Raw genomic sequence first — 21,438 nt, 5'->3', positions numbered from 1 at the left:
TCTATCTTCCTTCCTTGTTCCATCTAAGCCCTGAATGGGCAAGCTGTATATTGCCAGTATATAACGCATGTGCTTCATTGACTAGGTCTTTATGACGACCAAAATGGGGCAGGTGGGTGATGATCAGTTCCCCAACATTTGCTTCCATTGCAAGCTTGCCCACCTCTGTGCTATTCATATGTCCTGCACCCGATCCGTCCTGTCCAGCGTAGAAGTTGCTTTCAGCAATCAGTAGATCTGCCTCCTTGCTAAATGGGACAAATGCCTCCTGATAACTTGAATCTGCTGTATACACCACCACAGCATCCTCTTTCTGAATTCTCATCGCATAGCATTCTACCGGATGAACCGTTTTCAAAAAATCAATTTGAAATGGACCAATTTGAATACCCTCTTCTGGCTGATAAGCTTTTGCCTTAGTATGTACGTCATCCGCAAGCCGCCCAAATGCTTCTTGATTACCTGTATGTCCATAGATCGGAAGCGGACCGCTGCTTTTTCCTAAATGATATCCCACTAGCTTCGCATATTGGAGTGGTCCGATATCTGCAATATGATCGTGGTGATAATGAGAAAGGAGAACAGCATCAAGTTCTTCTATATCTATGTATTGCTGCAGTTTGGAAAGAACACCGCTCCCGCAGTCTACAAGTAGACGAAAGCCATCTGATTCAAAAAGATACCCCGACGTCGCTTCACCAGCGGCCGGAAACCCTCCATAGCATCCAATGACAGTTAACTTCATCGTCATTTTTCCCTCCTTTTCTAAAAATCCCCTTCTTACAATATACCCATTTTTCATGAAAAAAGCATTCTTCTTGCCTATTGTTACAAAACAGATTGACAATTACTAATCTGTTATAATACAATGATAGCAACAAAACGTATTGGAGGATGACAAATGCTAGGAAAAATCACAGAGTTTTTTAGAAATTTGCCCTCAAAAAAATGCACCAAATGTGGAAATGATTTAATGGAACAACACGAGTGTTACGGTAATGAATGTGAGGAATGCTCACAAGTAAGTTATCTTAAATAAGGTAAAAAATTGAATTAAAAAGCACTTTTTTCCTCCGTCATCAGTTGGAGTCAAAAGTGCTTTTTATTTTTTCTGAAAAATAGGTAAAAAGGTAAAACCCTTGGTCTAAAAGGGTTTTTTAGTATTTTCATCTGATGAGTTTTAGTTCCGAAGGCACTTTTTATTGACTTGAATCAATAATGGAGGTTCTAAATGTTCATTTTTTCAAACAATTTTGTATTTTCTTAATATAATTTAATCGTGGACGAAACTCTTTAATTTTAGTTATACTTTAATTCATATATTAAAACTTAATATGATGGGAATATTCCTTTAATGAATATGTTAGGGAGGAAATCTATGAAAAAATTAAAATTTGGATTAGCTACACAAATCCTAATCGGTCTTATTCTCGGTGTCGTTGTTGGGGCAATCTTTTTCGGTAACCCAGGCGTTGAGACTTATTTAAAACCAATTGGAGACTTCTTCTTAAGACTCATTAAGATGATTGTTATACCAATTGTCGTATCTAGCTTAATTTTAGGTGTTGCAGGTGCAGGTGATGGTAAAAAGGTAGGGAAACTTGGCTTTAGAACCATTCTTTATTTTGAAATTATCACAACATTTGCGATTATTCTTGGTCTTGTGCTTGCAAACTTTGTTCAACCTGGTGCAGGCGTTGACTTTGGAAATACGGAAAAACAAGATATTAGCCAGTATGTTGAAACGGAAAAAGAGCAAAGCAGCAAATCAATTGCTGATACGTTCCTTCATATCGTTCCAACGAACTTCTTCCAATCATTGGCGGAAGGTGATTTGCTTGCGATTATTTTCTTCACTGTGCTATTTGCTCTTGGCGTTTCAGCCATCGGTGAACGCGGCAAACCAGTGCTCGCCTTCTTTGAAGGTGTATCACACGCCATGTTCCATGTCGTCAATGTTGTGATGAAAGCTGCACCATTTGGTGTCTTCGCACTCATTGGTGTGACTGTATCAAAATTTGGTCTTGAATCTCTTATTTCATTAGGTAAGCTTGTAGGTCTTGTTTATTTTGCGCTCGCTCTCTTCCTTATCGTTGTATTCGGAATTATTGGAAAGATGATTGGCGTCAATATTTTCAGATTTCTTGCCTACATGAAAGACGAAATGCTTCTTGCCTTTAGTACATCCAGCTCTGAAACAGTTTTACCAAGAGTCATGGATAAAATGGAGCGCATTGGATGTCCAAAGGGAATTGTTTCTTTCGTTATCCCAATCGGTTATACATTTAACCTGGACGGCTCCGTCTTGTATCAAGCGATCGCTGCGCTTTTCCTTGCACAGGTATACGGCATTGATCTTACGATTGTCCAGCAGCTCACACTTATTCTTGTACTGATGGTAACATCTAAAGGTATGGCTGCCGTTCCTGGTACGTCCTTCGTTGTATTACTTGCCACATTAGGAACAATCGGTGTGCCTGCCGAAGGTCTAGCATTTATTGCAGGTGTAGATCGTATCATGGATATGGCACGAACAGTTGTTAACTTAACAGGAAATGCACTTGCAGCTGTTGTGATGTCTAAATGGGAAGGGCAATATGACCCTGAAAAAGGACATCGCGTGATGACTGGACAAGATGTACCTGAACCGACACAGCTTTCAAGCTAATGAAAAAGAACCCCGATCAATGGGGTTCTTTTTTTATGCTGTGATTAATGACGATTGCACGTAGTGATAAAGAAGATTCGCTGTATGGACAAGGGAATCTTCATGCGTTCGTTCAAAAGCATGCGAGGAATCTATTCCCGGACCAATCAGTCCATGAATGATATCATGCCCTGCTCGAATCGCTGCTGATGCATCAGAGCCGTAATAAGGGTAAATATCTAGACGATAATCAATATTATTCTCTTCTGCTAATGCGGCTAAATGCTTGCGTAATCCATAATGATAAGGACCACTTGAGTCCTTGACACAAATAGACACGCTGTATTCATCTGTTGATTGACCATCGCCGATCGCTCCCATATCAACAGCAAGGTATTCCACCGTTTCTTCTGGAATATTGGAGTTTCCACCGTAGCCAATTTCTTCATTATTAGAAATTAAGAAGTGCGTCGTATGCGGCAAAGTGATGTTTTCCTTTTGAATGCGGTGGATGAGTCGCAGCAAAAGCGCTACACTTGCCTTGTCATCAAGGTGTCTTGATTTAATAAAACCTGATGACGTCACTTCCACTCTAGGGTCAAATGAGATAAAGTCCCCTACTTGAATGCCAAGTGCTTTGACATCGTCTGCATTTTGCACCTTTTCATCGAGACGAATCTCCATATTCTCTTGGTTTCGTTTTGCTTTTCCAGCATCCGCATAGACGTGAACGGATGTTTGATGCATCAGAATGGTACCTGTGTATGTATGACCTGCTGCTGTTTCAATTTCACAATATTCGCCTTCAATTGAGTTATATTGAAAGCCTCCAATGAGTGCAAGACGAAGCCGTCCATTTGATTTAATTTCCTTTACCATCGCACCGAGCGTATCGACATGTGCTGTCAGCATGCGGTGTTCCTTGTCATCAGTTCCTTTAATAGTGGCAATTAAGCCGCCCTTACGATTTCGTTTTGTCTCAATATTTACATCTTGTAAAAAGCGTTCAACAAAGCCGATCACCTTTTCTGTATTCCCTGACGGACTTGGAATCGATACGAGCTTTTGAATCAGCTGAACGGTTTCATTTACTTCAGTTGTCATTCGGCATTTCCTCCTTTGTGTGAAAGCAATTCCTTCCATGTATGCCTTTTATAGCATCTCTTCTTAAAATATATCGCTTCGGGTTCAAGATGTCTAATTTCAAATCAAAAATCCTTTCTCCATCAAGAGAAAGGATTCATTGATTAAGCTTCGTCTTGTTTCATTTTTCTTACGTTCCAAGCAAAGTATGCGGTTGTTGCCGCCATCATGATGATCGCAACTGTACCGAGAATCGCTGCTTGGTGCCATAAATAGCTGTCATCACCGCTTGCAATGATCGTTCTAAATCCATTGATTGTATACGTCATTGGAAGCAGACTATGAATAACTTGGAAGAACTTCGGTACAAGCTCAAGCGGGAATGTACCAGCACTTGCTGCGAGCTGAAGAACTAAGATAATGACGGCAATGAAGCGTCCTGGGTTCCCCATTGTTGTGGCTAGCAGCTGAATAATCGCTAAGAATGTCAGACTGACGACGATTGCAAATAGATAGAAGCGCCAGAGACTTTCCACCTCAAGACCAAGTCCAAAGATGAGCATCGTACTTGCAATGACTGCTTGAAGGATACCGACAAGCAGAAGCACGCTATATTTGCTGACAAACCATTCAAACGCATTTCTAGGGCGTCCAGCAGGGTCTTTCATTGGGAATACGACGGTGAGCATTAGAGCCCCAACAAAGAGTCCCATGGATAAAATATAAGGCGTGAGCCCTGTTCCATAATTATCAATCTTTTTCGCTGTATCGTTTTCTGTTTTAACAGGGCTTGCAATCATATTGTAATTATCTTGATTTGCATCAATTTCACCTGTTTCATCAGCAGCGCTTTTCAATTTATTGGACAGCTTACCTGTACCGCTTTTTAAATCTCCCAATCCTTTATCAAGCGATTTTGAGCCTTCGGCAAGCTTAGATGTATTGCTTTGGATATTTGTTGAACCACTTTCCAGCTTATTTAACGCTGCGCTAAGCTGACTTGATCCATTTGCAAGTTTATCCGCTCCGCTTTTCGCCGAATCAAGCTTTCCATTTGCTGTTTGCAGGCCATCTTGTAATTGGCCTTGACCTGTTTGAAGCTTCAGTGCACCTTGATACAATTTATTCGTACCAGATGTCATTTGGTCGATCGCATTTTGAATCGCGACTGTAGATGTGTATAGCTGTTCTGTTTTCTCTGGCAGCTGTTTGACTTGCTGCAGCTGCGCTTTTGCAGATGCAACTGCTTGTTGAACCTCACTTGCATCAGGCAGTTCCTGCAAGGCCGCTAAGCTTTGTTCGAGTCCAGACAGATCAGGCAGTTCAATTTTAGGCAGACTGTTCAGCTGATCCATTGCCGCCTTTTTCTCTTCATCTGTCATAGAGCTGTTTTGGATAATGCTTTTTACTTTAGCATCTCGATTTGATAATGCTTCTTTTAATGAAGCAAGTTTTGTACTGAACGTTTTTGCGTCTTTTTTCACCTGATCGAGTTTAGGCGCCATTTTTTCAAGATTCGCTAATTCTGGTGACGATAAAACTTTTTCTACTGCTGCAATTTTTTCTGAAAAGGATTGTGCTTTGTTGTTTAGCTGCTCAATGCCTGCTGTGAATTGCGGCATTTTAGAAGCGAGCTGCTGATGTCCTTCTCGGCTTGTGTTTAATCCTTCGGTTAATGTATCAATTCCTGAACCAAGCTCTCCAAATTTCTGATCAATGGTTTGATAGCCTGTTAAAAGCTGACCAAGTCCACTGTCTAAAGACTGTATGCCTGTGTTCAGTTCACCCATTTTCCCTGCGAACTGATGAACACCTTCGCTATAGGTTAACGTACCTTCAGCCAATTTGGCTAAGTTGTCTTTTAATTTCGTACTGCCATCTTTTGCGCTTTTTGTTCCGTCATCAATTTTCTTCGCACCATCGCTTGCTTGATCTAATCCTTTTGCAATCGTTTTGAAATTATCAAAGATGACCTCGGCATAATTTTTTGTGACTTCTTTTGAAACCGAATCTTTTAATTTGATAATGGCATTATTCGCAATTTGTGACGCTGCATAGTTGGCGCCCGGATTCGTATAATATTTCAGATTCGATTTTTTCGGATGCTTTTCTAGCACTGTACTTGCATTTTTCGAGAAATTCTTTGGTATTTCCACCACGAGGTAATAGTCCTCGTTATTTAATCCTTTTATGGCCTTTTCATGACTATCGACAAAGTTCCATTTAAAATTATCGTTTTTCTTTAATTCCTTTACTAAATCATCGCCGACTTGAAGGGTTTTCCCGTCATAATGACTGCCCTCATCCAAGTTGACAACCGCCACAGGCAATTGATCAACTGTACCATAAGGGTCCCAGTACGCTTTTAAAAATACACCACTGTAAATCAGCGGAATAAATAAGACAGCTAAAATCGGGATCAGTAGTTTTTTGCTCGTTACAATGTCTTTCCATTGATTCCGAATTAAATTCATTGCTGTTTTCCTCCCATAGATGAATGACTAAATATACAATTTGGTCATTTGAACTCAAAAAAAATTATGTTGCTGCAGATAGTCCTTTTAAGACATAAAGCTCCAGCGATTCAGCCACCTCTTCTTTTGTTAAAGGCTCGTATCGCTTTTCCCAATCAAAAATCAATGCAATATATAGTTTCACCATCACAAATGCAGTCAATTCAGGATCACAAGGCTTAATGTCGCCTTTATCCATCGCTTCTTGTACTTTCATTTTGATATAGCGAATGATCATCTGCTCCATTTTTTCGATCATTTCCTTGACCGCTGACGTGCCAAGCTCCGCATTTTCCTGAAAAATCTTAATTGTGAGCTGGTGGTTTTTTCGAAATTCTAAAATTGCAAAGAGTGCTAAGTGAAGGTTTTCAGAGAAACTATTCTTCTCATCAATTGCCTCATCCGCAATTTTCCTCATCTCCAGTAAAAGGGATGTGAAAATTTCATCAAACAACTCTTCTTTGTTTTTGAAAAATGTATAAATGGTTCCTTTTCCGACGTTGGCAAGCTTTGCCACAAGATCCATTGTTGTCGCTTTATACCCGAATTGAGTAAATGCCTTCGTCGCACCATCTAAAATCATTTGTCTCCTATCAACACTCATGATCTCACTCCTGAAATGACTATTTGAACGTTTTGGTCATTAAGTACAGAAAGTAATATACCATATCCTTTTCATTAGATGCAACAACTTTGTTCACATTTATGATTCCCAACTCTTTTTGAATGATCCAAACACAAAAAACTCCCTTTCCATGACAGAAAAGGGAGTTGTTTTTTATGAAAATAGATACGATACAGCCTCTGAGATGGCGGCTTTTCCTTGATCAATACAATCAGGGATTCCGACACCTTCAAAAGCAGCACCTGTGATATAAACACCAGGATATGATTGCTTAAACGTTTCTCTCATGTTCGAAATAGCTTTCTGATGACCGACGTGATATTGCGGCATACTTGTCTTCCAGCGAGTCACTGTCGTCAATTCTGGATCTGCTTTAATATCCATGATTTTCTTTAAATCTTCGAGCACGATGCTGACGATTTGACTGTCTGACTGCTCGACAATCGATTCGTCACCAGCTTTTCCGACATACGCACGCAATAGCGTTTTTCCTTCCGGAGCGGTATGCGGCCATTTTTTGTTTGTCCATGTACAGGCCGTAATAGAGAAATCACTGTTTCTTGAGATGACAAAACCAGTGCCGTCATATTCATTATGAACATCCTCTTCTTTAAAACCGAGTGCTACCGTTGCAACAGATGTAGAGGTCATGTCATGCAAATACTCTAGCCCTGCTTCTTTAGGAAACATAGAATAAATCGATTGATGTGGAGTCGTGACAATGGCTGAATCGGCAAAAAGCGTTTGACCGCTGTCTAATTGCAAACCATAGCCTCCATCCGTTTTTTCAATTTGTTTTACTTTTGTCCCTTTATAAACCGTTGTCAGCTTGAGCTTACTTTCTACTGCTTCCACAAGCGACTGCAATCCTTGATTGATCGTTTGGAACTGTCCTTGTTTTTTCGCAGTCACTTGCTGGGCTTTCGCATGTTGCTGTGATTTTTTCATCCCAAGAATCAAACTGCGATGCTGCTGTTCTGTTTGATAAAATTGCGGGAATGTGGACATTAAGCTCAGGCGGTCAATATCCCCTGCATAAATGCCTGATAGAAGCGGCTCAATTAAATTCTCAACAACCTCATCACCCACACGTCTTCTAAAAAATTCACCAAGCGACTGATCTTCGGTCTGCTTGCTTTTTGGCAACACGAAATCCATCGCAGCTCTTGCTTTTCCCGCAACTGAAAAAAGACCAGTTGTAATAAACGGGCTGATTTGAGTTGGAATTCCCATAACAGCACCCTTTGGCATCGGGTGAAGCTTTTCATTGACTAGTACATAGGCTTGCCCAGTTTCATTATTGACAAGCTGATCGGACAGACCCACATCTTTCGCAAGCTGCGGTCCACTGACCTTTCTTTCTAAAAATGAATCAGGTCCACGTTCAATGATGTAGCCGTCTTTATATAATGTTTGTATTTTTCCACCTAGCCTAGGGCTCGCTTCAATAAGTGATATTTGAATCGGAAGACCTTTTTCTTCGACTTCCTTTTCCAAATAGAAGGCGGCGGCTAAACCAGTGATGCCACCGCCAATGATGACAAGGTGTTTTTGATTGTCATGCATAGGATCGCCTTCTTTTATATGATTACTTGCTTTCGTCAAGCTTCTTTAATACGACTGTTGCCAGAGCATCAATAAATGCTGGTTTCGCATTTGGCATTTCTGGACGATAGTAGGCTGCACCAATTTCATCTGTCACGACTTTACATTCATAATCGTTGTCGTATAACACTTCAAGATGATCAGCGACAAAACCAACAGGCACATACACGAATGTTTGATAGCCTTTTTGTTCAAATAAATCTCGCGTTAAATCTTGCACGTCTGGTCCAAGCCATGGATCCGGCGTATTGCCTTCACTTTGCCAGCCAATTTCATAGTGGTCAATTCCCGCACCTTCTGCAATCATTTTAGCAGATTGTGCGAGCTGATCCGGGTATGGATCTCCTGCTGCAATAATTTTTTCAGGAAGGCTGTGTGCAGACACAATAAGTACTGCGGAATCTCTTTCCTCTTGACTCATTGATGCATACGTATCCTTCACTTGCTTCACCCAATAGTCCACAAACTTCGGCTCATCGTACCAGCTTTCAACAGACGTAATCTGTAGATTGCCTAGCTTGTCCGCCTCATCTTGTGCACGTTTGTTATATGATTTCACACTAAAGGTAGAGAAATGCGGCGCTAAAACGATACTCACAGCTTCTGTAATGCCGTCCTTGTGCATATCAGCAACTGCATCCTCGATGAAAGGCTCGATATGTTTTAAGCCAATGTACACATGAAATTCAATGTCGTCTTGAATGTCATTCAAGTGCTCACACAAACCATGTGCCTGCTGCTCTGTAATTTTTGATAAAGGAGAAATACCGCCGATTGCCTTGTAGCGATCCTTTAAATCTTGCAGCATTTCCGGCTCCGGCTTTCTGCCTCTACGAATATGTGTATAATAACGCTCAATGTCTTCTTCTTTATATGGGGTGCCATATGCCATGACAAGAAGCCCCATTTTCTTTTTCTCCACAACCAACACTCCTTCAGATCAATTGAAATAGTTTAGATGGATGATTTTTTATGTTTAGCTGAATAGTCGTGAATAAAATCGGTCAGCTTCTTTAACGTATCTGGTGAAACATCTGGAAATACCCCATGACCTAAGTTAAAGATGAAGTGATCTGATTTCATCCCTTGATCTAATATGTCTTTTGCTCTTTCTTCAATGACTTCCCAAGGAGAAAGTAAAATCGTTGGATCAAGATTTCCTTGTAACGTTTTTGTGAGCCCTTCTTTTCGCGCTTCGTCTACACTCATACGCCAATCAAGTCCAACGACGTCTAGCGGCAGGTCATGCCAATCTTTCACGAGATGGCTTGCACCAACTCCGTACATGATCATTGGTACATTTTCACTCTTCAACTCTGTGAAAATTCGCTGCATGACAGGTTTAATGAATGTCCGGTAGTCCGCTGCATTTAAAGCGCCCACCCATGAGTCGAAGATTTGAAACGCACTGACCCCTGCTTTTACCTGCGCGCGTATGTACGTGATCGTCATATCAGCTAATTTGTTCATGAGCAGCATCCATGTCTCAGGCTCACTGTACATGAGCGCTTTTGTTTTATGATAGTTTTTAGATGGACCGCCTTCAATCATATAGCTAGCCATCGTAAATGGTGCACCAGCAAAACCGATGAGCGGTACATTCAGCTGCTCCTTCGTTAAAAGCTGAATGGTGTCAAGCACATATGGCAGGTCTTCTTCAGGATGAAGTTCCCCAAGACGTTCGATATCTGCTTTTGTCCGAATCGGTGAATCAATGACAGGTCCAATGCCATTTTTAATTTCAACATCCACTCCAATAGCTGGAAGCGGGGTCATAATATCTTTATATAAAATCGCGGCATCTACACCATATTGTTCTACAGGAAGTCGTGTTACATAAGCACATAGCTCTGGCTGATGCGTAATTTCAAATAGCCCGTACTTTTCTTTAAGGGCACGATATTCAGGCTGTGAGCGTCCTGCCTGTCTCATATACCAAACTGGTACATGGTCTGTTTTTTCCCCTTTGCACGCCTTTAAGAACGTGTCATTAAAAGCCTTCGTTTTTCCCATTACCTTTCATTCCACCTTTCGCCTTACACTCTCTTTGTATAAGGCTCAAACACTGCTTTTACTATACCGCTTTTTCAAGGCACGGTATACTAAACCGGCTCATTGTTCAAAAAATCGCCGAATATTAACGTCCAAAAGCCTCTGGCTTGACATATGGACTGCCTTCTCCTTCTTCTTGCGTTTGGGTATTATACGGAACCACCTTATACGCCGCATCTGAAAACACATTGGCATACGGCATTGTATAGCTATTTGTGCCTGTCACTGAGTCAATCAGCGTCTCGTTTCCATTCCTCTTTTCATAAATACGGTATTCAACTCGTTTATCCTCCTGTTTGTCCCAAGACAGCTCTAATGTAAACAATCCTTTGATTTTAAACGCATAGCGGGCTTCAAATCCTGATAGTCCTTCTAAATGAATTGGCGCTTGAAGTTCTTTAATCCCCTCTGGTTTTTTAAACGTTTCATTCGTCATTCGGGCCGCCGTTAAAATATCCTTAAACAGCTGCACTGGATATTGACTTCCGCCAGTTAAGTAGTGACTGTTTTCGGTTTTGTCATACCCCATCCAGATCGCACCCGTTGTACTCGGCGTATAGCCGGCAAACCAAGCATCTTTTGTTGCACCCTTCACACCTGAATATGTGGTTGTGCCAGTTTTACCAGCTAAATCTCCAGCATATGAACCGCTTTGGGCTGTTCCGCCTTTGACGACTTGCTGCAGCATTCTTGTCATATTCCAAGCATTCTGCACGCTAAACACTCGTTCTGGCTTACTGCTATTTTTCTTTACCGTTTCTCCTTCATCATTGGTGATTTTCTGAATGAAGAAAGGCTTTTTATATACACCTTCGTTTGCAAATGTATGGAAAGCTCCCGCGATTTGAAGCGGAGAAACCCCTTTTTCTAAACCGCCAAGGGCTATCGCAAGTCCTTGATCCGAAATATCGATTCCCATTTTCTCGAGATATGTTTTCGAAGTATCAATACCAAGCTGGCTTAATGTCCACACCGCTGCTGTATTCTTACTTTTCATGAGGGCCTCCACCATCGTGACCTTGCCTTCATACTGCCCATCGTAATTCTTTGGAGAATAGCCGTCATAGCTTTTGTCTTCGTCTTCAAGCAGGGAATAAGGTCGGAATTTTTTCTCCTGCAGCGCAGGCCCATATACCGCGATCGGCTTGAAAACAGATCCAGGCTGTCTAACAGCGGTCACCCTGTTATAGCCCCTTGCTTGATATTCTCGTCCTCCGATTGCTGCTTTAACTCCTCCAGACTCATTATCAATAAAGATGGCACTGCTCTCAGGAGAACCGCTTTTTCCCGGGAAATAACGGTTGTTTTTCATCGCATCGTAGGTGACCTTTTGCAGATTCATATCAATCGGAACTGTTATGGTATAACCCCCTTGAAGCAATTGTTCATGTGAAATGGAATACTCTGATTCTGCTTCCTTAATGATAAGATCGACATAGCTGTCCACCCAAGGCGTTTCTGATTTCTTTTTCAAATGAATGCCTAGTGTTCTCCCTTTTGCTTCTACTGTTTCGGTTGATGATAAATACCCTTGCTCATTCATTAAGTTCAGGATCGTATCCCGTCTTTGTTTATTTTTATCAGGGTGTAAAACAGGCGAGTAAGTAGACGGCGCCTTTGGCATCGCAGCGAGTGTCGCCCCTTCACTGACAGTTAAATCTTTCACATCTTTACTAAAGTAATAATTGGCTGCTGCCTGAATACCGTAGACGCCATGACCAAAGTAAAGCTGATTCAAGTACATTTCGAGCAGCTTATCCTTTGAATAATCTCTTTCTAAATTAATCGCAATGATGACTTCTTTTGTTTTCCGCAAAAAGGTTTTGTCATTTGTGAGAAAAATATTTTTTGCGAGCTGCTGAGTAATTGTACTGCCGCCCTCTACCTTTCCACCTGCTAATATATCTCGATAAACCGCCCTTGAAATTGACTGCGCATCTATTCCATGATGCTCATAAAACCGCTTGTCCTCGACAGATACAAAGGCTTTTGCTACTTTATCGGGTACATCCTTTATTGACACGGGGTCCCGATTTTCTGAATACATACTTGTGAGTTCTTTTCCATTCTGATCAATGATCTTAGATGAAGCGTGAAAAACAAGCTTCTTTTCATCTATGACATAATGTCCTAAAAATAAAATGGTCAGATAGCCAATAAATGAAAGTACGATGGTACTTCCTGCAATGACTAATGGAATGATTATCTTCTTTTTCTTCAAATTAGGTCACCTCATTCCTTTATACGGATAGTATGGGATGTATTGCTTCATAATATGTTTTATGGATTGACTACCAAAGAATTATATATCATTCTTTTGTTATACTATCAAGCGGGAGGCGGTTTAGATGAATGTCTATATGACATATGGAACAGCAGATTTCTTGCATAAAATCGCAAAAAAACACGATCAGGAAAATCTGCTTTATATGGTCGGAAAAGAACAAGCAGCTCTTTTTCATGAGACGGAGGGTGAGACTGTTTTTAAAGCCCCTCATGCCTATGATGTGATTTATGCAAAAGGTGAGCTTGTCCATACTGGCTTCGTCACCTTGAATCATATCCCTGTGAAGCTTGAAAGCAGGGCACTGTTTGAATCTACTTTCAAGAAGAAGACGAACATCTCAGAACATCAGCGGGGCTTCAAGGCTCTTCGAGTGTTAAGACCGAAAAAAGATGAAGAAGTTTATTTAATTATGACGCTTTGGGAATCAGAGGACTTATTTGAAGACTTTCAAGAATCAGAAGCATTCTTTCAGCCAAACGATGATACTGGCTCCATCTTCTCTCGTCCTGCTTATCTCACATCCTATCATGCCGTTACAGACAATTAAGGAAGTGCTGCTCTCAGCACTTCTTTTTTCATGAAAAAAAAAGCCCAATCGCTGGGCTTTTCTTTTTAACGTCGTGATGTCAGCTCGTACCGATGTATGATCGGCTGAAGTACATAGAAATTCAATAGGAGCCATCCTAATAAGATCGGCCACTTCAACATAGGCGATGCCCCTTTCAATTGAATGAGCATCACCAATAGCGGAATCAAGCAGATCATGAAAAAACTCATTTTCGATACAAAGGTTTCTTTGATTTGATGCCGACAGCTTGGACACATCATCATTTTCGTATGTGATAAATGAAACTTTTCAACGAAAGAAAACACTTTTGAACAATTTGGGCAGCTTCCCAATACAATTCCTCCCTTTCCCCGCTTCATAGCAACTTCGACTTATTATGTAAAATGACCTTTTGATGCGCATACGACATCCTCTTCTGTTGAAAGATTCTAACAATTACCATACAATCAGTAAAAGAGTATGAAGGAGGTTTTCAAATCAATGACAATTTCTACTTTACAAAAAAGCATCAATGAACGTCTTGATGAACATTATGAGGAAATGGTTGAAATTAGACGCCATCTCCACATGAATCCTGAACTTTCTTTCCAGGAAGAAGAAACAGCCGCTTTCATCGCCAGCTACTACGACAGATTACATATACCAACACGTACACAGGTGGGCGGCCATGGTGTACTCGCCTTTATCGAAGGAGCTTCTCCGGGACCGACGATTGCCCTCAGGGCTGATTTCGATGCACTTCCTATCCATGATGAAAAGGAAGTGCCTTACAAGTCGACAAAGCCCGGTGTAATGCATGCATGCGGGCACGATGGGCACACAGCGACACTACTTGTCTTAGCGAAAATTTTGAATGAGCACCGTGATCAATTAAAAGGGAAAATCGTCCTCATTCATCAGCACGCAGAAGAATATGCGCCAGGCGGCGCAAAACCAATGATCGAAGATGGCTGCTTAGACGGTGTCGATGTCATATTCGGGACACATCTTTGGTCACCAGAGCCTTGTGGCACGGTTCTTTATAAAAGCGGGAACTTTATGGCAGCTGCCGACCGCTTCTCTATCCGAGTTCAGGGGAAAGGCGGACACGGCGCCCAGCCTCACTTAACAAAAGATGCTGTCCTTATCGGTTCACAAATCGTCGCAAACTTGCAGCAAGTCGTAGCCCGTAAAGTCAATCCAGTTGATTCTGCTGTTGTATCTGTTGGAGGTTTTGTGGCAGAGAATGCTTTTAACGTCATTGCAGATTCAGCAGTTTTAACTGGTACTGCACGATCCTTCGAAGAAAGTGCACGACACACCATCGAACGAGAAATTGAACAGGTTGTAAAAGGGGTGTGCGACATGCATGATGCCGGCTACACATATGAATATGTAAGAGGATATCCTGCTGTCAAAAATCATCCAAAGCCGACTGAATTTATTGCTGACATCGCAAAACAAACAGATGGTGTCACAGAAGTAAAAGAAGCCGAAACCCAAATGGGTGGAGAAGATTTTGCTTACTACCTTCAGCATGTCCCTGGTACCTTCTTTTACACAGGCGCCATGCCGGAAAACAGCGAAGACGTGTATCCCCATCACCACCCGAAGTTTGATATCAACGAAAAAGCAATGCCCATCGCAGCAAAGGTACTCGCCCGTGCCGTCCTTTCCTACGATGAATAAAAAAAAAGCCGCTGGCAAACAGCGGCTTTTCTATTTCATTTCTCTCAACACCCGTAAGTGAAACACATGACGAGCGACATCTCCGAGTTGTCCTGTCAGGTGATGATTTGCTACACCGCCAACAGCGGCTCCGACGATCGGCATTAATTGAAACAGCTTCACTAGGTCAATGTAATCTCGATACTCCTGCTGGAAGCTGTACCAATCCATTTTCTCGCGGCTCGTTTCCCAATCTTCGATGATGCTCATCATTTTTTGACGATGCGCACTGCCGGAAAAGGCAAGTTGAAATATACAGAGCAAAAAGAGTCTTTCCTCTTTTTGAGACAAATCAAAGCCATAAATACATGCCAGTTCATAAAGACATTTCATCTTGATGCTAAGCAGCAGCGGAAAGTCTGCCATACCGAGCAAAATACCACCTGCACCTGTTCCAATTCCTTCGATCGCAGCTGCCTTTTGATAGTACTTCACTTTCTCCTTTGCCAGTTCATTCCGCTCAATGATGGTTAATTGTTCATCAATGACTGAAAATGAAGTGAAGTGAGATCCTGATACGGTGGATTCAACCATTGTTTTGACCGCACTTGTGATGACTTGATGAAACCTGGCAGGGATTCGTCGGTTCACCTGCTGCTGAACTCCTTTTGAAAAGCGTTCGATCTTTGATGGTTTTCTTAAAAAACGCGTTTGAAAAAGAATGGCTTCTTCATATAACTCCCGTTCAGCTGCATTCATCCGTTCCCCTCCTCGATGTCATCATACGCTTGCGGTCAGAAACATATCTCTTCTTATCTCATCTTTTTCAATCGACTAAGTACGTAAGGCTTGAAAAGGACAAGTACAAATGCCAGTGAAATCAGAAGGGCAAGTCCACTTCCCTGCCATCCTCCTGCCGGTAGTACTGAACAACTGAGCAAAATCGATTGGATGATGAGCACGTTACGGACGAGAATAAAAAAACTCCGATCCTTTTCTTGCTGAGTAACTGGATAAAGTGCCTGTAATGAAAGGTGGGCAAAGTGCTTCGTTAACGGCACAAGCTGGACACCTGTGATAAACACGGTGAACAAGACAAGCAGTGCACCCACCCAGCCTGCTGCACCTGTATACAAAATAATCAGCACAAACACGGCTGTTAGCCTAAACACGAGACCAAAATAGTCATTTGATCGTAAGAATGCCCTCACATACATGTAAGAAAAAGTTTTACGCTGGTCATACGGAACAAACTGCAAAAGCCAGTCCATATAGGCTCTTCTTTTCACCTGTTTCTTTAAATGAGGCACATCTGTAAATAAGTTTGCCAAACGATAAAAACGCTGTTTTCGTTTTAATTCGTCAGAAATATGCAATTCCCATTGAAAAGGCTGCTTTTTGACTGCATTTGTTAAGTAAACAAGATAGACACCATAGATCAGATAAAAAACGATTGCGATTGCATAGGATGCCTGTAAAACGGTATAGATTAAAATCATATTCAATAGAAAACGAAGGACTGCATCAAGCCTTCTCATCTGTTTTCCTTGGAAATACGTCATTCTCCATTGAATGGCTGTATTCAAACCCTTAATCAAAATCATTTGCGCCAATATAAGCACATACATCTTGATGCCGCCTGAAGACACTGCCGAATAAAGCGGGAGTGCGACAATGGATACGGCAATGAGAGGAAACAGCTGAGAAATGAAGCTAAAGTTAAAAGCTTGTTTTAAATAAGGCTCCATCTTCCCTTCCAAAGGAAGTAAAAACACGAGATCTGCTTCTTTGATCAACGTCCGCACGTAAGAGCTTGTCAGCACCAATGAGAAAACAACTGCCATGACCCAGTAGGAAGGAAAATGAGCTGGAATTTGTTTAAGCCAGTTACTATACCAGCTCGCTCCGCCTGCAAGGAAAAAAATGAGCACAATGACAAGATGATCATTGAACATATATTTTAAATATTTTCTTGTATCTTGTATGTGTTCCTCTAATCGGGATTTCCAAATGCTTTGAGTCGTTTTACTCATAGCTTTCTTCCTTTGTTAATTCCAAATAAAGATCATCGAGTGTCGCATCTCTCATATCGAACTGTTCTCTCAGCTCTGTCAGTGTTCCTTTCGCTCTGATTTCCCCTTCGTGCAAAATAATAAAGGAATCACAATAGCGTTCTGCTGTCGCCAAGATATGCGTTGACATCAGGACACTAGCGCCGTTTTTCTTTGCAGCATTCATCCGTTCAAGCAGTGCATTGATGGCAAGAGGATCAAGACCTAAGAACGGTTCATCAATGATATACAGTTCTGGTTCAACAAGAAATGCACACATAATCATGACCTTCTGCTTCATTCCTTTTGAAAAATGAGCAGGGAACCACTTCAAACGTTTCTCCATTCGAAATTCTTTCAGCAATGACGGCAGCCGTTCATCTAATTGTTCTTTTGATAGCCCATAAGCCATCGCTGTCAGCTCTAAATGCTCTTTTAAAGTTAATTCTTCATATAATACAGGTGTTTCTGGAATAAACGTAAACTGCGAGCGATACGCCTCTTGATCCTCTTGAAGGGTTCGTCCATTCAATTCAATAACACCTTTATGCGGTTTCATGAGTCCAATGATATGGCGAATGGTTGTACTTTTCCCCGCCCCGTTTAAACCGATGAGACCGACGATTTGATTTCTTTCTAATTCAAATGAGATATTTTTTAGAACGGGATTCTTCGTATATCCACCCGTTACATCTTTTACAGTGAGAAGGGACATGAATTCGTTCCTTTCTTTCGTTTTTCCTTTATAGTAACAAAAACGAAAGGTAATTTGAAATGTTTACCTATAGACAAGTCCTGAATAAAAAATAGGCGTCTTGGTCATCATAATGTATGTAGAAGAAATGAACTTGATGACCAATAAGTAAATGAGGTGTTTGTTAAAGGCAAAGAACCGCATAACAAGTTGGTTTTTCATCTAAAAACCTTAGCTTCTGTTTTGCTTCACTGATTCTTGATTTTTGTGTCCTATACAATATGTATACGACAAACCAAAACGTCAAATGAGGTGTTTACGGCAGAAATAGCAGGCATATGAATTCTTTATTTCAGTAAATAGAGAATTCAAAAGGCATATCGAATGAAAGCATCAGCATTTCTTCTGCAGGAGCAGGATGAGCGACCAAAGGAGTTCGCTTATCCTGTTTTCTTTTTTGCTCATTTTTGTGATACGATGAAGGAAAATGAATGAGGAGTGACATGACGTGAGCGATTGTATTTTTTGCAAGATCATTGATGGAGACATTCCATGTGCAAAAGTATATGAAGACGAGCATGTATTGGCTTTTCTAGATATTAGCCAAGTAACAAAAGGGCATACCCTTGTAATCCCGAAAATACATAAAGAAAACATCTACGAAATGACACCAGAAGTGTCTAATCACTACTTCCAAGCGATTCCGAAAATTGCAAGAGCCATCAAACAGGAATTTGAACCCATTGGATTAAACCTTTTAAACAACAACGGCGAAAAAGCTGGACAATCTGTGTTCCATTACCATATGCATATCATTCCGCGTTACGGCAAAGGCGATGGCTTTGGTGCCGTATGGAAATCACATCAAGATCAATACACGTCAGAGGATTTAAAAGACATTTCTTCTGCCATCCATACTCGCCTTACCTCATCTTAATAGATGAGGTTTTTCTCATTTCTGCCCCCTCTTTTTATCCCCTTCATTTCTTAATAGTAAGATATTTAGAACGATTCAAATTTTTTGTCCAATTGCTTCAAATTTGTGATAGGATGGTTTTATCTTTTGATCCATTAACGCGAGAAATAGGGAGAGATTGTGATGAAGCGAACGACGAATTTTAATGCTGGTCCGGCGGCACTGCCGCTAGAAGTGCTTCAAAAAGCACAGGAAGAACTTGTTGATTTTAAACAAACTGGAATGTCTGTGATGGAGCTGTCTCATCGCAGCGGTGAATATGAAGAAGTCCACAATAAGGCAAAAGCACTGTTGGTGGAACTGATGGACATTCCTGAAGATTATGAAGTCCTCTTTTTACAGGGCGGAGCTAGCCTTCAATTTGCGATGATTCCTATGAACTTCTTACATGAAGGCGAAACGGCTCATTTCATTCAAACAGGCGCTTGGTCAGAAAAAGCATTATCAGAAGCAAAAGGGTTTGGTGAAACATCTGTGTTTGCTTCAAGTGAAGACGACAACTACTCGTATATTCCAGAAGTAGATGCCTCCGATTTAACAGATGGCGCTTACTTACACATCACATCAAACAATACGATCTTCGGCACTCAGTGGAAAACGTTCCCTGGTACATCATTACCGCTCATTGCGGATATGTCCAGTGATATTCTCAGCAAAAAAATCGATGTTTCTCAATTTGATCTCATTTATGCTGGGGCACAAAAAAACTTAGGGCCTTCTGGTATCACGATTGTGATCGCGCGCAAACGTTTATTAGAAAAAGAGAAAAGCAGCACACCGAAAATATTAAAATATTCAACACACGCAAAAGCTGGCTCTCTTTATCACACACCACCGACTTTTGCGATTTATATGCTGTCTCTTGTCCTTGACCATGTCAAACAGGCTGGCGGTGTAGAAGCAGCGGAAAAACGCAATGAACAAAAAGCAGGCATTCTCTATGACACAATTGATCAAAGCGGCGGTTTTTACAAAGGACACGCACGCACTGACAGCCGATCGCATATGAATGTCACGTTTACCCTTCGTGATGATGCGCTCACTGCTTCCTTTGTAGAGAAAGCAAAGCAGGAACAAATGGTTGGGCTTGCCGGCCACCGTTCTGTCGGTGGATGCAGAGCTTCTATTTACAATGCGGTATCGATTGAAGACTGCCAAAAGCTTGCGGACTTTATGAAAAAGTTCCAGCAAGAAAATGAGTGAAAAAGCTTTTCTATAGAGAAATAAATTTGTTATAATAACGAGAAATATAAAGTGATGACTCTTGCAATAAATGATGAGCCATATTATTGGAGAGTTCTAAGAGCTTAGCAGAGGAGAGCATAGAAATGAAAACAAAAGAATTAGTGATTATGTCATTGCTTGCAGCAATGGGAGCTGTTTTGCATACGATTTTCCCGCCCATCTTTTTCGGAATGAAACCTGATATGATGCTGGTCATGATGTTTTTAAGCATCATCCTTTTCCCAAAGGTACAGCATGTAGTGGTTATTGCCCTCGTAACTGGCGCCATTTCTGCATTAACAACAGGTTTCCCAGGCGGACAAATTCCAAATATGATTGATAAACCAGTGACAGCCTTTATCTTCTTAGCCCTTTTCCTATCTTGCATGAAGATAAAGAACAAAGTAGTGCTGACCGCTGTGTTAACTGCGATTGGAACCATCGTATCCGGCGTGATTTTCTTATCTGCCGCATTACTGATCACTGGACTGCCAGCTGCATTACCGGCACTTCTTGTAGGCGTCGTCCTGCCAGCAGCCGTGATTAATACCATTGCCATGGTATTTGTCTTCCCAATTGCACAGTCCATTCTCAGACGTGCAAGAATGATAGAAGTTGCTTAACGAATAATCGAACCTCTTCATAATAGATGAAGAGGTTTTTTTCATGCTTTTATAAAAGAAAAAGGGTTAGCAGCAAAATGAGGAGCGAAATTCCTGCACCTGCCGCACACACAAGTGCTTTTTGCTTTAATACATGTTTTGGCGGATAAGACCCTGCATACCCCAGCTGTCTTGCATAATGAATAGAACCACCTGTAAAAACGACACCGATACACGTAAAAACGAACAGAAAGACAGACAACCTTCTCCCCTCCCTTTTCTTCAAAAGTATGCTAAAATAAAGCAAGCTATGTATGGAAGTTCAATGAAGCTGATCGTCAGCTCAGAGAGAACATGCGAATGTGTAAAATTTGACTAGAGGTGATTTGAATGGCTAGTGGACGTTCTTTATTAACAGGATTATTTGTAGGCGGTCTCCTCGGAGGTGCGGCAGTGCTCCTGACGACTCCCTCTTCTGGCAGAGATGTGCGCGGAAAGATGAAAGACGGCTATGACAAATTCGAAGATACGCTGACAAGATTAAAAAGAGATGGACAAGCTTTAAAAGAGCAAATTGTTGAAACAGCAAAAGAAAGCGCAGAGGTTATTAAAGAAGTCGGAACTGAATTACAAACATCGATTCAGCAATGGCGCGAAGAAATCAAACCTCATCAGCAGGATTTGCAAAAGGAAATTCAGGAAATTGAGGAAAAGCTCAAACAACTGGAGAAAACCTTACAAAACTAATATACTCAAGAAAAAATATTCGTTTACAAAAGTGTGCGGGGTGCGTATCCCACACTTTTTTTGTTGAAAAAAGGTTATTTTGTCAATGTTTTTCATGAGTTTTAAAAATTCTTGAAT

Annotated in this window: 21 protein-coding genes; 8 read left to right on the top strand and 13 right to left on the bottom strand. The window is 41.2% G+C overall.

What is annotated here, in order from left to right; translation table 11 throughout:
* Position 1: 1 nt before the first annotated feature.
* Entirely contained in the window at positions 2 to 745 is a 744-nt protein-coding gene (locus SB660_RS13225) for an MBL fold metallo-hydrolase (protein ID WP_410583027.1), read from the bottom strand.
* Positions 746 to 901: 156 nt separating this feature from the next.
* Between SB660_RS13225 and yhfH the strand changes: the two genes are divergently transcribed.
* Both yhfH and gltT read left to right on the top strand, forming a co-directional pair.
* A complete protein-coding gene (gene yhfH / locus SB660_RS13220; RefSeq protein WP_008359029.1) occupies positions 902 to 1,039 on the top strand; it encodes a protein YhfH in 138 nt (45 codons plus the stop codon).
* Positions 1,040 to 1,378: 339 nt separating this feature from the next.
* Complete coding sequence (gene gltT, locus SB660_RS13215; protein ID WP_058014381.1) at positions 1,379 to 2,668, top strand: glutamate/proton symporter GltT; 1,290 nt, start codon at positions 1,379 to 1,381, stop codon at positions 2,666 to 2,668.
* Positions 2,669 to 2,701: 33 nt separating this feature from the next.
* Here gltT and SB660_RS13210 read toward each other — a convergent pair whose 3' ends face one another.
* The 7 genes from SB660_RS13210 to SB660_RS13180 form a co-directional block, all read right to left on the bottom strand.
* Positions 2,702 to 3,751 carry a M42 family metallopeptidase gene (locus SB660_RS13210; RefSeq protein WP_169056227.1) on the bottom strand — a complete coding sequence of 350 codons (1,050 nt, stop codon included), beginning with the start codon at positions 3,749 to 3,751 and terminating at the stop codon, positions 2,702 to 2,704.
* Between the two features lie 143 nt (positions 3,752 to 3,894).
* Complete coding sequence (locus tag SB660_RS13205) at positions 3,895 to 6,204, bottom strand: YhgE/Pip family protein (protein ID WP_410582867.1); 2,310 nt, start codon at positions 6,202 to 6,204, stop codon at positions 3,895 to 3,897.
* A gap of 64 nt (positions 6,205 to 6,268) precedes the next feature.
* Entirely contained in the window at positions 6,269 to 6,847 is a 579-nt protein-coding gene (locus SB660_RS13200) for a TetR/AcrR family transcriptional regulator (protein ID WP_180309285.1), read from the bottom strand.
* Between the two features lie 174 nt (positions 6,848 to 7,021).
* Complete coding sequence (hemY, locus tag SB660_RS13195; RefSeq protein WP_323640067.1) at positions 7,022 to 8,434, bottom strand: protoporphyrinogen oxidase; 1,413 nt, start codon at positions 8,432 to 8,434, stop codon at positions 7,022 to 7,024.
* 22 nt (positions 8,435 to 8,456) lie between these two features.
* Positions 8,457 to 9,395: a ferrochelatase gene (gene hemH, locus SB660_RS13190; protein ID WP_410582865.1), complete on the bottom strand. Its 939-nt coding sequence runs from the start codon at positions 9,393 to 9,395 to the stop codon at positions 8,457 to 8,459.
* 32 nt (positions 9,396 to 9,427) lie between these two features.
* Positions 9,428 to 10,486: a uroporphyrinogen decarboxylase gene (hemE, locus tag SB660_RS13185; protein WP_058014385.1), complete on the bottom strand. Its 1,059-nt coding sequence runs from the start codon at positions 10,484 to 10,486 to the stop codon at positions 9,428 to 9,430.
* A gap of 124 nt (positions 10,487 to 10,610) precedes the next feature.
* Positions 10,611 to 12,746 (bottom strand): transglycosylase domain-containing protein, encoded by a 2,136-nt coding sequence (locus SB660_RS13180; protein ID WP_410582863.1) that lies wholly within the window; start codon positions 12,744 to 12,746, stop codon positions 10,611 to 10,613.
* A 127-nt stretch (positions 12,747 to 12,873) separates the two neighbouring features.
* On the opposite strand from SB660_RS13180, the gene SB660_RS13175 reads away from it, so the two are divergent.
* Positions 12,874 to 13,359: an antibiotic biosynthesis monooxygenase family protein gene (locus tag SB660_RS13175; RefSeq protein WP_169056223.1), complete on the top strand. Its 486-nt coding sequence runs from the start codon at positions 12,874 to 12,876 to the stop codon at positions 13,357 to 13,359.
* Positions 13,360 to 13,424: 65 nt separating this feature from the next.
* Here the strand turns inward: SB660_RS13175 and SB660_RS13170 are convergent, their stop codons facing one another.
* A complete protein-coding gene (locus SB660_RS13170; protein WP_234034871.1) occupies positions 13,425 to 13,577 on the bottom strand; it encodes a hypothetical protein in 153 nt (50 codons plus the stop codon).
* 283 nt (positions 13,578 to 13,860) lie between these two features.
* Here SB660_RS13170 and SB660_RS13165 point away from each other — a divergent pair, with 283 nt between their 5' ends.
* Positions 13,861 to 15,048 carry a M20 family metallopeptidase gene (locus SB660_RS13165; protein WP_169056221.1) on the top strand — a complete coding sequence of 396 codons (1,188 nt, stop codon included), beginning with the start codon at positions 13,861 to 13,863 and terminating at the stop codon, positions 15,046 to 15,048.
* 30 nt (positions 15,049 to 15,078) lie between these two features.
* Here SB660_RS13165 and SB660_RS13160 read toward each other — a convergent pair whose 3' ends face one another.
* The 3 genes from SB660_RS13160 to SB660_RS13150 are packed head-to-tail and all read right to left on the bottom strand — an operon-like array spanning position 15,079 to position 17,793.
* The gene (locus tag SB660_RS13160) at positions 15,079 to 15,786 is read right to left on the bottom strand and encodes an EcsC family protein (protein ID WP_180309289.1); all 708 of its coding nucleotides are present in this window, start codon (positions 15,784 to 15,786) and stop codon (positions 15,079 to 15,081) included.
* Positions 15,787 to 15,839: 53 nt separating this feature from the next.
* Positions 15,840 to 17,060 (bottom strand): ABC transporter permease, encoded by a 1,221-nt coding sequence (locus SB660_RS13155; RefSeq protein ID WP_169056219.1) that lies wholly within the window; start codon positions 17,058 to 17,060, stop codon positions 15,840 to 15,842.
* Entirely contained in the window at positions 17,053 to 17,793 is a 741-nt protein-coding gene (locus SB660_RS13150; protein ID WP_058014392.1) for an ABC transporter ATP-binding protein, read from the bottom strand. Before SB660_RS13150 ends, SB660_RS13155 begins: the two co-directional genes overlap by 8 nt.
* Before the next feature lie 487 nt (positions 17,794 to 18,280).
* On the opposite strand from SB660_RS13150, the gene SB660_RS13145 reads away from it, so the two are divergent.
* The 3 genes from SB660_RS13145 to SB660_RS13135 all read left to right on the top strand — a co-directional run bounded on the left by SB660_RS13145 (position 18,281) and on the right by SB660_RS13135 (position 20,595).
* Positions 18,281 to 18,709, top strand: a complete 429-nt coding sequence (locus SB660_RS13145; protein ID WP_024425457.1) for an HIT family protein — start codon at positions 18,281 to 18,283, stop codon at positions 18,707 to 18,709.
* A gap of 162 nt (positions 18,710 to 18,871) precedes the next feature.
* Positions 18,872 to 19,951: a 3-phosphoserine/phosphohydroxythreonine transaminase gene (serC, locus tag SB660_RS13140; protein WP_410582859.1), complete on the top strand. Its 1,080-nt coding sequence runs from the start codon at positions 18,872 to 18,874 to the stop codon at positions 19,949 to 19,951.
* A 125-nt stretch (positions 19,952 to 20,076) separates the two neighbouring features.
* On the top strand, positions 20,077 to 20,595 hold the full coding sequence (locus tag SB660_RS13135) for a tryptophan transporter (RefSeq protein ID WP_003212065.1): 519 nt from the start codon (positions 20,077 to 20,079) through the stop codon (positions 20,593 to 20,595).
* 49 nt (positions 20,596 to 20,644) lie between these two features.
* On the opposite strand, the gene yhzF is transcribed toward SB660_RS13135, so the two are convergent.
* Positions 20,645 to 20,836: a membrane protein YhzF gene (gene yhzF / locus SB660_RS13130; RefSeq protein ID WP_003211362.1), complete on the bottom strand. Its 192-nt coding sequence runs from the start codon at positions 20,834 to 20,836 to the stop codon at positions 20,645 to 20,647.
* A gap of 128 nt (positions 20,837 to 20,964) precedes the next feature.
* Between yhzF and SB660_RS13125 the strand changes: the two genes are divergently transcribed.
* On the top strand, positions 20,965 to 21,321 hold the full coding sequence (locus SB660_RS13125; RefSeq protein ID WP_007497160.1) for a YtxH domain-containing protein: 357 nt from the start codon (positions 20,965 to 20,967) through the stop codon (positions 21,319 to 21,321).
* The last annotated feature ends 117 nt before the right edge of the window (positions 21,322 to 21,438 follow it).

This window comes from Bacillus sp. SIMBA_005 (assembly GCF_046535585.1).
In the GTDB taxonomy this organism is placed as follows: domain Bacteria; phylum Bacillota; class Bacilli; order Bacillales; family Bacillaceae; genus Bacillus; species Bacillus pumilus.
The sequence above is the reverse complement of the archived record's forward strand: the minus strand, read 5'-3'. Positions and strand labels throughout refer to the sequence as shown.